Source organism: Pseudomonas sp. NPDC087803, from assembly GCF_044742995.1.
Lineage (GTDB): Bacteria > Pseudomonadota > Gammaproteobacteria > Pseudomonadales > Pseudomonadaceae > Aquipseudomonas.
In genome coordinates, this window is the sequence record NZ_JBIUVO010000087.1 from 1 (window position 1) to 12,243 (window position 12,243).

11 protein-coding genes are annotated in these 12,243 nt (G+C 62.2%); all 11 read left to right on the top strand.

Annotation, left to right across the window (positions count from 1 at the left end):
- Nucleotides 1-627 precede the first annotated feature (627 nt).
- A complete protein-coding gene (gene mraZ / locus ACIOUG_RS25025) occupies nucleotides 628-1,083 on the top strand; it encodes a division/cell wall cluster transcriptional repressor MraZ (protein WP_003228026.1) in 456 nt (151 codons plus the stop codon).
- Complete coding sequence (gene rsmH / locus ACIOUG_RS25030; protein ID WP_401069571.1) at nucleotides 1,080-2,027, top strand: 16S rRNA (cytosine(1402)-N(4))-methyltransferase RsmH; 948 nt, start codon at nucleotides 1,080-1,082, stop codon at nucleotides 2,025-2,027. Before mraZ ends, rsmH begins: the two co-directional genes overlap by 4 nt.
- Nucleotides 2,024-2,317, top strand: coding sequence for a cell division protein FtsL (ftsL, locus tag ACIOUG_RS25035; protein WP_041073157.1), 294 nt, complete (start codon nucleotides 2,024-2,026; stop codon nucleotides 2,315-2,317). Before rsmH ends, ftsL begins: the two co-directional genes overlap by 4 nt.
- A complete protein-coding gene (locus tag ACIOUG_RS25040) occupies nucleotides 2,317-4,056 on the top strand; it encodes a penicillin-binding protein 2 (RefSeq protein WP_174376919.1) in 1,740 nt (579 codons plus the stop codon). Before ftsL ends, ACIOUG_RS25040 begins: the two co-directional genes overlap by 1 nt.
- The gene (locus tag ACIOUG_RS25045) at nucleotides 4,056-5,519 is read left to right on the top strand and encodes a UDP-N-acetylmuramoyl-L-alanyl-D-glutamate--2,6-diaminopimelate ligase (RefSeq protein ID WP_401069575.1); all 1,464 of its coding nucleotides are present in this window, start codon (nucleotides 4,056-4,058) and stop codon (nucleotides 5,517-5,519) included. Before ACIOUG_RS25040 ends, ACIOUG_RS25045 begins: the two co-directional genes overlap by 1 nt.
- Complete coding sequence (gene murF, locus ACIOUG_RS25050) at nucleotides 5,512-6,879, top strand: UDP-N-acetylmuramoyl-tripeptide--D-alanyl-D-alanine ligase (protein ID WP_401069578.1); 1,368 nt, start codon at nucleotides 5,512-5,514, stop codon at nucleotides 6,877-6,879. Before ACIOUG_RS25045 ends, murF begins: the two co-directional genes overlap by 8 nt.
- Nucleotides 6,879-7,961: a phospho-N-acetylmuramoyl-pentapeptide-transferase gene (mraY, locus tag ACIOUG_RS25055; protein WP_025109289.1), complete on the top strand. Its 1,083-nt coding sequence runs from the start codon at nucleotides 6,879-6,881 to the stop codon at nucleotides 7,959-7,961. Before murF ends, mraY begins: the two co-directional genes overlap by 1 nt.
- A gap of 5 nt (nucleotides 7,962-7,966) precedes the next feature.
- On the top strand, nucleotides 7,967-9,313 hold the full coding sequence (murD, locus tag ACIOUG_RS25060; RefSeq protein WP_401069581.1) for a UDP-N-acetylmuramoyl-L-alanine--D-glutamate ligase: 1,347 nt from the start codon (nucleotides 7,967-7,969) through the stop codon (nucleotides 9,311-9,313).
- The gene (ftsW, locus tag ACIOUG_RS25065) at nucleotides 9,310-10,527 is read left to right on the top strand and encodes a putative lipid II flippase FtsW (RefSeq protein ID WP_003228018.1); all 1,218 of its coding nucleotides are present in this window, start codon (nucleotides 9,310-9,312) and stop codon (nucleotides 10,525-10,527) included. The genes murD and ftsW overlap by 4 nt, the downstream gene beginning before the upstream one ends.
- On the top strand, nucleotides 10,517-11,587 hold the full coding sequence (gene murG, locus ACIOUG_RS25070) for an undecaprenyldiphospho-muramoylpentapeptide beta-N-acetylglucosaminyltransferase (RefSeq protein ID WP_401069585.1): 1,071 nt from the start codon (nucleotides 10,517-10,519) through the stop codon (nucleotides 11,585-11,587). The genes ftsW and murG overlap by 11 nt, the downstream gene beginning before the upstream one ends.
- On the top strand, nucleotides 11,580-12,243 hold a 664-nt coding region (gene murC, locus ACIOUG_RS25075; protein WP_401069588.1), incomplete at its 3' end, for a UDP-N-acetylmuramate--L-alanine ligase. The genes murG and murC, both read left to right, overlap by 8 nt.

Genomic DNA, 12,243 nt, shown 5'->3' on the forward strand with positions numbered 1-12,243 from the left:
GGTTTACCTAGCCACGAACTGTTGCCAGACGTGGGGTGCGGTTAGAGCGCCCCGCACGTCGGGGAACACTTCGGGGGGAGGTAAAACCCACATGGTGCCAGTCCAAATAGGGGGCCCAGGCGTGGCCCGCGCTGGGACCGGGTAGGTTGCTAAAGATGTCCAGTGATGGCCATCGTAGACGAATGACTGTTCAAGACAGAACCCGGCTTACAGATCGACTCTCCACCTTTTTCTTTCCCTGCTTGAATCAATAGCATCAGGGCTGGTTATTATCGGCAGGCCTGCGCTAAAGTCCGGCAGCGGCAAATGCAGTAATAGCCATTTCCCACCTTGCTTCAATCAACAGCAGAAGCGCTTTTGTAATACCGAAAAAATCTTACTCTTAACAAATTACTTTAACTTCCGAGCGCAGCTTTCAGTGCTGCATCAAGTTATTGGTCAAAAGTATCCGCCAAATTGTCGTTACCCCTCCTTTTAAGCTCCTAAATCTCCGTTCTGTAAGGGTTTTCCTTTAATCCGCGCCTTGACGGTGTGGTGGGCGCATTCCTATAGTGTGCGCAAGTGGCGGAAAGTGGCATGAAGTGGGTTTTTTGAGCTCAAAACGATAAAAATTGGAGAAACGCTGACGTGTTTCGCGGAGCTAACGCTATCAGTCTCGATGCAAAGGGCCGTCTCGCCATGCCGAGCCGGTACCGTGACGAGCTCGTTTCGCGTAGTTCCGGCCAGTTGATCGTGACCATTGATGCCGTTGATCCGTGCCTGTGTGTCTATCCGCTCGACGAGTGGGAAATTATTGAAACCAAGTTGCGCGCACTCCCTTCGCTTCGCGAAGAGAACCGTCGCCTGCAGCGTTTATTGATTGGTAACGCCGTCGACCTCGAACTCGACGGCAGTGGTCGTTTTCTGGTTCCACCGCGTCTGCGCGAATACGCAAAGCTTGATAAGAAAGCGATGCTGGTGGGCCAACTGAACAAGTTCCAATTGTGGGACGAGGATGCATGGAACGCGGTGTCTGCCGCTGACCTTGCTGCTATTCAACAACCGGGCGCCATGCCTGACGAACTGCGTGATTTGATCCTGTGACTATTGATAGCGGCTTTAACCACATCACCGTACTGCTTGACGAAGCCGTCGAGGCTCTCGCCGTACGTCCTGATGGCTGCTATCTGGACGGTACGTTCGGGCGCGGCGGGCACAGTCGGCTGATCCTCAGCCAGCTCGGGACGGACGGTCGGCTCATCGGATTCGACAAGGATCCTCAAGCGATTGCCACCGGGCAAACGCTAGCGGCCGAAGACGGCCGCTTTGTCGTTGTGCAGCGCAGCTTTGCCGAGCTGGGTTCGGTGGTCGTCGAGCAAGGTCTGAGCGGCAAGGTCAGCGGCATCCTGCTCGACCTCGGCGTGTCTTCGCCGCAGCTGGATGACGCCGAGCGCGGCTTCAGTTTCCTCAACGACGGCCCTCTGGACATGCGCATGGATCCGTCCCGTGGCATCAGCGCCGCCGAATTCGTCAACACCGCGCCGGTGGAAGAAATCGCCCGGGTGTTCAAGGAATACGGCGAAGAACGGTTCTCCGGGCGCATGGCCCGTGCCGTGGCCGAGCGCCGCGACATCAAGCCGTTCGAGCGCACTGCCGATCTGGCCGAAGTCCTCAAGGTCGCCAACCCAGCGTGGGAGAAGGGCAAGAACCCGGCGACCCGTGCGTTCCAGGGTTTGCGCATTCACGTCAACAACGAGCTGGGCGATCTCGAAGCCGGCCTCGATGCCGCGCTGGATGCTCTGGAAATCGGTGGCCGTCTGGTGGTCATCAGCTTCCACTCGCTGGAAGACCGCATCGTCAAACTGTTCATGCGCAAGCTGGTGAAAGGCGAAGCCGACAACCTGCCGCGCAACCTGCCCGTGCGCCACGTGGCGTTCGAACCGAAAATCAAAGTCCATGGCAAAGCGCAGACGGCCTCCGACGCCGAGCTCAAAGCCAACCCACGTTCCCGTAGCGCTGTCATGCGTGTCGCGGAGAAGTTGCGGTGAGCAAGCTTTTCGCCAAGCCCCTGCCTGGCGGCAGCTTTATCATGCTGCTGCTGTTTGTCGGCGTGCTCGTGTCGGCCATCGGCGTGTCCTACAGCGCGCACTGGAACCGGCAGTTGCTCAACACCCTTTATAACGAACTCAGCGTGCGCGACAAGGCGCAGGCCGAGTGGGGGCGCCTGATTCTCGAGCAAAGCACCTGGACTGCGCACAGCCGCATCGAAGTGCTGGCCACCGAACAACTGAAAATGCACATCCCGGGCGCAGCTGACGTTAAGATGGTGGCGCCATGATGAAACTCGAAGGGGCACTCTTCCCGTGGCGCTTCCGCCTGATGGTGGCACTGCTCGGCGTGATGGTCGCGGCGATCTGTTGGCGCATCATCGACCTGCAAGTGGTTGACCGTGACTTCCTCAAGGGTCAGGGCGACGCGCGCAGCCTGCGTCATATTCCGATTCCTGCTCACCGTGGTCTGATCACCGACCGTAACGGCGAGCCGTTGGCCGTGAGTACTCCGGTGACCACCCTGTGGGCCAACGCCAAGGAAATGCAGACGGCCAAAGAGAAGTGGCCGGCGCTGGCGGCTGCGCTGGGGCAGGATCCGAAAGCCCTGGCCGAACGCCTCGAAGCCCAGGCCAACAAGGAATTCATTTATCTGGTGCGCGGGCTGACCCCCGAGCAGGGCCAGGCTGTGCTCGACCTGAAAGTGCCGGGCGTGTACGGCATCGAAGAATTCCGCCGCTTCTATCCGGCCGGTGAAGTCACCGCGCACATGGTCGGCTTTACCGACATTGACGATCACGGGCGCGAAGGCGTCGAACTGGCCTACGACGAGTGGCTGGCCGGGGTGCCGGGCAAACGCCAGGTCATCAAGGATCGGCGCGGGCGGCTGATCAAGGATGTCCAGGTCACCAAGAACGCCAAGGCCGGCAAGCCCTTGGCGTTGTCGATTGACCTGCGTCTGCAATACCTGGCCAACCGCGAGCTGCGCAACGCGATCATCGAGAACGGTGCCAAGGCCGGCAGCCTGGTGATCATGGACGTGAAGACCGGCGAGATTCTCGCCATGGTCAACCAGCCGACCTACAACCCGAACAACCGTCGCAACCTGCAGCCGGCGATGATGCGTAACCGCGCGATGATCGACGTGTTCGAACCGGGTTCGACCATGAAAGCGATCTCGATGAGTGCCGCGATCGAATCCGGGCGCTGGAAACCGACCGACACCGTCGAGGTGTATCCGGGCTCGCTGCAGATCGGCAAATACACCATCAAGGACGTTTCGAAGACTGAAGGTCCGGTGCTAGACATGACCGGCATCCTGATCAATTCCAGTAACGTCGGCATGAGCAAGGTCGCGTTCGATATCGGCGGTGAGACCATCTACCGTCTCGCACAGAAGGTCGGCCTCGGCCAGGACACCGGTCTCGGCTTCCCGGGCGAGCGTGTCGGCAACCTGCCGAACTACCGCGACTGGCGCAAGGCTGAAACCGCGACGCTGTCGTACGGCTACGGTATTTCCGTGACCGCGATCCAGCTGGTTCACGCGTTCTCCGCACTGGCCAACAACGGTCGTCTGGCGCCGCTGACCCTTATCAAAACCGACAAGCCGCCGCAGACCACTCAGGTCCTGCCGGAAGCGGTCGCGAAAACCATGCAAGGCATGCTGCAGCAAGTGATCGAAGCACCGCGCGGCGTGTTCCGTGCGCAGGTGCCGGCGTATCACGTGGCCGGCAAGTCGGGTACTGCGCGTAAGACTTCGGTGGGCACCAAGGGCTACGCCGAAAACTCCTACCGCTCGCTGTTCGCCGGTTTCGGGCCGATGAGCGATCCGCGTTACGCAATCGTGGTGGTGATCGATGAGCCGTCCAAGGCCGGTTACTTCGGTGGTCTGGTTTCGGCGCCGGTGTTCAGCCGTGTGATGTCCGGCACCCTGCGCCTGATGAACGTGACCCCGGATAACCTGCCGACCACCCAACAGGCCAACGCTACCCCGGTCGTTCCGCTGAAAGCCAATGGAGGGCGCGGCTGATGTCTCTGAGTCTGAACAAGATATTCCCCCACGCCGGCCACGATCTGCTGATCCGGGAGTTGGCGCTGGACAGCCGCAACGTCCGCGCGGGTGACCTGTTCCTCGCCGTGCCGGGCGGCAAATTCGACGGCCGTGCGCACATCGCCGATGCCTTGCAGCGCGGCGCGGCGGCGGTTGCCTATGAAGTGGAAGGCGCCACCGTACTGCCGATCACCGAAGTGCCGCTGATTCCGGTCAAAGGCCTCGCGGCGCAGTTGTCCGACATCGCCGGGCGCTTTTATGGCGAGCCGAGCCGTCACTTGAACCTGATCGGTGTCACCGGCACCAACGGCAAAACCAGCGTGACTCAATTGGTCGCGCAGGCACTCGATCTGCTTGGGCAGCACTGCGGCATCGTCGGTACGTTGGGCTCGGGCTTCTATGGCGCGCTGGAAAGCGGCCTGCACACGACGCCGAATCCGATTGCCGTGCAAGCGACCCTGGCCGACCTGAAAAAGGCCGGGGCCAAAGCCGTGGCCATGGAAGTTTCGTCCCACGGTCTGGATCAGGGCCGGGTCACTGCGTTGGCGTTCGACGTCGCGGTGATGACCAACCTGTCCCGCGATCACCTGGATTATCACGGCACGATGGAGGCCTACGCCGAGGCCAAGGCCAAGCTGTTCGCCTGGAATGACCTGAAGTGCCGCGTGGTCAACCTCGACGACGATTTCGGCCGGCAACTGGCCGCCGAGAAGCGCGAGTCGCGTTTGATCAGCTACAGCCTGCTCGACAGCAGCGCCTACCTGTATGTCCGTGAAGCGCAGTTCGATGACCACGGCGTACGCGCCACGCTGGTCACGCCGCAGGGCGAACATCATCTGCGCAGCACGCTGCTGGGCCGGTTCAACCTGAGCAACGTACTGGCAGCGGTCGGCGCCTTGCTCGGTCTGGACTATGCCCTCGACGAAATTCTCAAGGTACTGCCGAAGCTCGAAGGCCCGGCCGGACGCATGCAGCGCCTGGGTGGCGGTACTCAGCCGCTGGTGGTGGTCGATTACGCGCACACCCCGGATGCCCTGGAAAAAGTCCTCACCGCACTGCGCCCGCACGTCAAAGGTCAGTTGCTGTGCCTGTTCGGCTGTGGCGGCGATCGTGATCGCGGCAAGCGTCCGCTGATGGCCGAAGTGGTCGAGCGTCTGGCCGACCGCGTGCTGGTCACCGATGACAACCCGCGCACGGAAGATCCGGCGCAGATTTTCGACGACATCCGCGCCGGTTTCAGCGTTGTGGATAACGTCACCTTCGTCGCCGGCCGTGGCCAGGCGATCGCGCAGTTGATCGCAGGCGCTTCGGCGGATGATGTGATCGTTCTGGCGGGCAAAGGCCACGAGGACTATCAGGAAATCAACGGCGAGCGCCACGCGTTCTCCGATCTGGTCGAGGCCGATCATGCCCTCACCGCGTGGGAGGTGGCCCATGCTTAAGGCCCTGACACTCAGCGAACTGACCAACGCGCTCGACGCACGCCTGATCAGCGCGGACGCCAGTTTCAACGGCGTCAGCATCGACAGCCGCGCGATCCAGCCTGGCCAACTGTTTATAGCCCTGACTGGTCCGCGCTTCGATGGTCATGACTATCTGAACGACGTCGCCGGCAAAGGCGCGGTTGCGGCACTGGTCGAGCGCGAAGTCGCCGACAGCAGCTTGCCGCAACTGTTGGTCAAGGACACCCGCCAGGCCCTCGGCCAGTTGGGCGCGCTGAACCGCGCTGCATTCGCTCAGCCAGTCGCAGCCATCACCGGCTCCAGCGGCAAGACCACGGTCAAGGAAATGCTCGCGAGCATCCTGCGGACCCGCGGTCCGGTGCTGGCGACCCGTGGCAATCTGAACAACGATCTCGGCGCACCGCTGACCCTGCTCGAACTGGCGCCGGAACACACCGCCGCCGTAATCGAACTGGGCGCTTCGCGTCTGGGCGAAATCGCCTACACCGTCGGGCTGACCAAGCCGCACGTGGCGATCCTCAACAACGCGGGTACCGCTCACGTTGGCGAGTTCGGCGGGCCGGAAAAAATCGTCGAAGCCAAAGGCGAAATCATCGACGGATTGGCGGCGGATGGCGTTGCCGTGCTCAACCTCGATGACAAGGCCTTCGGTATCTGGAAGCTCCGCGCCGGCGGACGCCAGGTGCTGACCTTCTCCCTGAGCAATCCTCAGGCAGATTTCTACGCCAGCGACCTGAGCACCGATGCCCGTGGTTGCCCGGCCTTCAACCTGCATACACCTGAAGGTGTGGAGCACGTTCAACTGAACCTGCTCGGCACCCACAACGTCGCCAACGCCATGGCCGCCGCCGCTGCCGCTCACGCCCTGGGTGTGTCGCTGTTCGGCATTGCCACCGGGCTTGGCGCGGTACAACCGGTCAAGGGTCGCACCGTCGCGCAACTGGCGAAAAACGGTATGCGCGTGATCGATGACACTTACAACGCAAACCCCACCTCCATGTGCGCTGCCGTTGATATACTCGCCGGCTTTTCCGGCCGCACCGTCCTGGTGCTCGGAGATATCGGCGAGTTGGGCGACTGGGCGGAGCAGGGGCACCGCGACGTGGGCGAATACGCCCGGGGCAAGGTTTCCGCGCTTTACGCAGTCGGGCCGAACATGGTCCACGCCGTGAACGCATTCGGCAAAGAGGCGCATCACTTCGGCACGCAAGCCGAACTGATCCAGGCCCTCGACGCCGAGCAGGACACAAACACCACCATTTTGATCAAGGGTTCGCGCAGTGCAGCGATGGAAAACATCGTTGCGGCTCTGTGCGGGTCCAGTCTGGAGAAACATTAATGCTGCTGCTGCTAGCGGAGTATCTGCAACAGTTCTACAAAGGCTTCGCGGTCTTCCAGTACCTGACCCTGCGCGGGATCCTCGGTGTGCTGACCGCGCTGGTTTTGTCGCTGTGCTATGGCCCGTGGATGATCCGCACCCTGCAGAACCGTCAGATCGGCCAGTCGGTGCGTAATGACGGCCCGCAATCGCACCTGTCCAAGTCGGGTACGCCGACCATGGGCGGCGCGCTGATTCTGTCTTCCATCGGTGTCAGCACCCTGTTGTGGGCTGACCTGAGCAACCGCTACGTGTGGGTCGTGCTGTTGGTGACCCTGCTGTTCGGCGCCATCGGCTGGGTAGACGATTACCGCAAGGTGATCGAGAAGAACTCCCGTGGCTTGCCAAGCCGCTGGAAGTATTTCTGGCAGTCGGTGTTCGGTCTGGGCGCAGCGATCTTCCTTTATATGACCGCGACCACGCCGGTGGAAACCACGCTGATCCTGCCGATGCTCAAGGACTACAGCATTCCGCTGGGCGCCGGTTTCATCGTGCTGACCTACTTCGTGATCGTCGGCTCGAGCAACGCGGTCAACCTGACCGACGGCCTCGACGGTCTGGCAATCATGCCTACCGTGATGGTTGGTGGTGGCCTGGGGATCTTCTGCTACCTGTCGGGTAACGTGAAATTCGCTGAATACCTGCTGATTCCTTACGTGCCGGGCGCAGGCGAACTGATCGTGTTCTGCGGCGCGCTGATCGGTGCCGGCCTCGGATTCCTCTGGTTCAACACCTACCCGGCGCAAGTGTTCATGGGCGACGTCGGTGCACTGGCACTGGGCGCGGCCCTGGGCACCATCGCGGTGATCGTCCGTCAGGAAATCGTTCTGTTCATCATGGGCGGCGTGTTCGTGATGGAAACCCTGTCAGTCGTGATTCAGGTTGCCTCCTTTAAGCTGACCGGTCGCCGTGTGTTCCGCATGGCTCCGATACACCACCATTTTGAACTCAAGGGCTGGCCCGAGCCGCGCGTGATCGTCCGTTTCTGGATCATCACCGTGATTCTCGTGCTGATCGGCCTTGCCACCCTGAAGCTGAGGTAGAACGAGTGTCTCTGATCGCTTCTGACCACTTCCGCATCGTTGTCGGCCTCGGCAAGAGCGGCATGTCCCTGGTTCGCTTCCTGGCGAACCGGGGCGTGTCGTTTGCCGTCGCCGATACGCGGGACAATCCACCGGAACTGGCCACGCTCAAGTGTGACTATCCGCACGTGGAAGTGCGTTGTGGCGAGCTGGACGTCGAATTCCTGTGCCGTGCCGACGAGCTCTACGTGAGCCCCGGCCTGGCGCTGGCGACCCCGGCCCTGCAAGCCGCTGCCGCCCGTGGCGTGAAAATGGCTGGTGACATCGAGCTGTTCGCGCGTAACGCGCGGGCGCCGATCGTGGCCATCACCGGCTCCAACGCGAAAAGCACCGTCACCACCCTGGTCGGCGAGATGGCGGCAGCGGCCGGCAAACGCGTGGCGGTCGGCGGCAACCTCGGTACGCCAGCGCTGGAATTGCTCAGCGACGACGTCGAGCTGTACGTGATGGAGCTGTCGAGCTTCCAGCTGGAAACCACCGATCAGCTCAACGCTGAAGTGGCCACCGTGCTGAACATCAGCGAAGACCACATGGACCGCTACAGCGGCTTGCCGGCGTATCACCTGGCCAAGCACCGGATCTTCCGTGGCGCGAAGCAGTTCGTGGTCAACCGTCAGGACGCACTCAGCCGTCCGCTGATCGGCGAGGGCCAACCGTGCTGGACCTTCGGCCTGAACAAACCTGATTTCAAGGCCTTCGGCCTGCGCGAAGAAGATGGCGAGAAATACCTCGCCTTCGAATTCCAGAACCTGATGCCGGTGCGCGAACTGAAAGTGCGCGGCGCGCATAACCAGGCCAATGCCCTCGCGGCGCTGGCGCTCGGTCATGCGGTCGGCCTGCCGTTCGACGCCATGCTCGATGCCCTGCGCAATTTCGCCGGCCTCGAACACCGCTGCCAGTGGCTGCGTGATCTCGACGGCGTGGGTTACTACAACGATTCCAAGGCCACCAACGTCGGCGCCGCACTGGCCGCCATCGAAGGCCTGGGTGCGGACATCGACGGCAAGGTCGTGCTGATCGCCGGTGGCGACGGCAAGGGTGCCGAGTTCAAGGATCTGCGTGATCCGGTGGCGGCCAACTGCCGCGCCGTGATCCTGATGGGCCGCGACTCCGACAAGATCGGCGCAGCCATCGGCGACGCCGTGCCGCTGATTCGCGCCGGTTCGCTGGTCGAAGCCGTCGCGCAATGCCGCGCGGTCGCTCAACCGGGTGACGTGGTGCTGCTGTCGCCGGCCTGCGCCAGTTTCGACATGTTCAAGAATTACGAAGACCGTGGTCACCAGTTCGTCCGCGCCGTGGAGGATCTGGCATGAGCCTGCGCAATATCATCAAGCCGTACCCTTCGCCGATCATCACCGGACGTGGCATCGACCTCGACTTCCCGATGCTCGCCGGTTGCCTGGCACTGCTGGGCCTGGGCCTGATCATGATTGCCTCGGCCTCCACTGAAGTGGCGGCGGCGCAGTCGGGCAGCGCGCTGTACTACATGATTCGCCACCTGATCTACGTGGCGCTGGGCCTGGGCGCGTGCATCATCACCATGATGATTCCGATCGCCACCTGGCAGCGTCTGGGCTGGATGATGCTGATCGGCGCCTTCGGTCTGCTGGTGATGGTGATCGTTCCGGGGATCGGCCGTGAAGTGAACGGTTCGATGCGCTGGATCGGTTTCAGCTTCTTCAACGTGCAGCCGTCCGAGATCGCCAAGGTGTTCGTGGTGATCTACCTCGCCGGTTATCTGGTGCGTCGCCAGAAGGAAGTGCGCGAGAGCTGGATGGGCTTCTTCAAGCCGTTCATCGTGCTGCTGCCGATGGCGGGCCTGTTGCTGATGGAGCCGGACTTTGGCGCCACCGTGGTAATGATGGGCGCCGCGGCGGCGATGCTGTTCCTCGGCGGGGTCGGGTTGTTCCGTTTCTCGCTGATGGTGGTGCTGGCAGTCGGGGCCGTGGTCTTGCTGATTCAGATGCAGCCGTATCGGATGGCGCGTCTGACCAACTTCGCCGACCCGTGGGCCGACCAGTTCGGCGCCGGTTATCAGTTGTCCCAAGCGTTGATCGCTTTCGGTCGCGGTGAGTGGCTGGGCGTCGGCCTGGGCAACAGCGTGCAGAAACAGTTCTACCTGCCTGAAGCGCACACCGACTTCGTGTTCTCGGTGCTGGCTGAAGAGCTGGGCGCGGTGGGTTCGCTGTGCACCGTGGCGCTGTTCGTGTTCGTGTGTATTCGCGGCATGTACATCGGTCTGTGGGCCGAGAAAGCCAAGCAGTTCTTCGCCGCTTATGTGGCCTACGGTCTGTCGTTCCTGTGGATTGGTCAGTTTCTGATCAACATCGGGGTGAACGTCGGCCTGCTGCCGACCAAGGGCCTGACCCTGCCATTCCTCAGTTACGGCGGCAGTTCCCTGGTGATCTGCTGCGCCTGCCTCGGCTTGTTGCTGAGGATCGAGTGGGAGAGTCGGACCCACCTGGGCAGTGAAGAGATGGAATTCCATGAGAGCGACTTCGCCGAGGAGCCGAACCATGGGCGCTAACGTATTGATCATGGCCGGCGGCACTGGCGGCCACGTGTTCCCGGCGCTGTCCTGTGCCCGCGAATTCCAGGCGCGCGGCTACACCGTGCACTGGCTCGGCACGCCACGCGGGATCGAAAACGAACTGGTGCCGGCTGCAGGTCTTGAACTGCATCGCATCAATGCCACCGGGTTGCGTGGCAAGGGCAAGCTGTCGCTGCTCAAGGCCCCGTTCATGCTGCTCAAGTCGGTGTGGCAGGCGCGGGCGGTGATTCGCCAGCTGCATCCAGTCTGCGTGGTCGGCTTCGGTGGTTATGTGACCGGGCCTGGCGGGATTGCCGCGAAACTGGCCGGTGTGCCGGTGATCGTTCACGAGCAGAACGCCGTGGCCGGCACCGCCAATCGGTTGCTGGTGCCGTTCGCCGCTCGGGTGTGTGAAGCGTTCCCCGACACCTTTACTCTGTCGGACACCCGCCGTACCACCGGAAACCCGGTGCGCAGCGAGCTGTTCCGCGAAACATCGCGTCCGGCTCTGGCCGGGCGCAAAGCGCGTTTGCTGGTCCTCGGCGGAAGCCTGGGCGCAGAACCGTTGAACAAGTTGCTGCCTGAAGCCCTGGCGCAAGTCCCTGCCGATTTGCGTCCAGAGGTGTTTCATCAGGCCGGCAAAAACCACGATGAAGTGACTGCAGAGCGCTACCGCGCCGCCGGCGTGGATGCGCAGGTGCAGCCCTTCATCAAAGACATGGCCCAGGCCTATGGCTGGGCTGACCTGGTGGTGTGCCGCGCTGGCGCGCTGACCATCAGTGAGCTGGCCGCCGTCGGTCTGCCCTCGATGCTGGTGCCTTTGCCCCACGCGATCGACGATCACCAGACCCGCAACGCCGATTATTTGGCCCGTGAAGGCGCAGCCTTCGTGATGCCGCAAAGAACGACTGGTGCCGCGGACCTTGCCGCGCGCCTGACAGAGGTCTTGATGCAACCGCAACGACTCGAAGAAATGGCCCAAGCGGCCCGCCGTCTGGCCAAACCCGATGCCACCCGTAGCGTGGTCGATACCTGCCTGGAGGTGGCCCATGGTTGAGAATCAGAAAGCCATGCCACAACCGGAAATGCGCCGCATCCGTCGCATCCACTTCGTCGGTATCGGCGGCGTGGGCATGTGCGGGATTGCCGAAGTGTTGTTGAACCTGGGCTATGAAGTGTCCGGTTCCGACCTGAAAGCTTCGCCGGTCACCGAGCGTCTGGAGTCGTTTGGTGCGCACATCTATATCGGCCACCGCGCCGAGAACGCTGCGACCGCCGACGTGCTGGTGGTCTCCAGCGCTGTGAACACGTCCAACCCGGAAGTGGCGACCGCCCTTGAGCGTCGTATCCCGGTAGTACCGCGTGCCGAAATGCTCGCCGAGCTGATGCGCTATCGCCACGGTATCGCCGTTGCCGGTACCCACGGCAAAACCACCACCACCAGCCTGATCGCTTCGGTGTTCGCTGCCGGTGGCCTGGACCCGACTTTCGTCATCGGTGGCCGTCTGAATGCGGCGGGCACCAATGCCCAGCTCGGCACCAGCCGCTACCTGATCGCCGAAGCCGACGAAAGCGACGCCAGTTTCCTGCACCTGCAACCGCTGGTGGCCGTGGTCACCAACATCGACGCCGACCACATGGCGACCTACGACGGTGTCTTCAACAAACTGAATAAAACCTTAGTCGAGTTCCTGCTCAAGCTTGCGTTCTACG

What these genes read in the sequence shown, in the direction of transcription:
- ACIOUG_RS25040 (WP_174376919.1), top strand. Translation starts at nt 2,317, where the DNA reads ATGAAACTCGAAGGGGCACTCTTCCCGTGGCGCTTCCGCCTGATGGTG.
- ACIOUG_RS25045 (WP_401069575.1), top strand. Translation starts at nt 4,056, where the DNA reads ATGTCTCTGAGTCTGAACAAGATATTCCCCCACGCCGGCCACGATCTG.
- murF (WP_401069578.1), top strand. Translation starts at nt 5,512, where the DNA reads ATGCTTAAGGCCCTGACACTCAGCGAACTGACCAACGCGCTCGACGCA.
- mraY (WP_025109289.1), top strand. Translation starts at nt 6,879, where the DNA reads ATGCTGCTGCTGCTAGCGGAGTATCTGCAACAGTTCTACAAAGGCTTC.
- ftsW (WP_003228018.1), top strand. Translation starts at nt 9,310, where the DNA reads ATGAGCCTGCGCAATATCATCAAGCCGTACCCTTCGCCGATCATCACC.
- murG (WP_401069585.1), top strand. Translation starts at nt 10,517, where the DNA reads ATGGGCGCTAACGTATTGATCATGGCCGGCGGCACTGGCGGCCACGTG.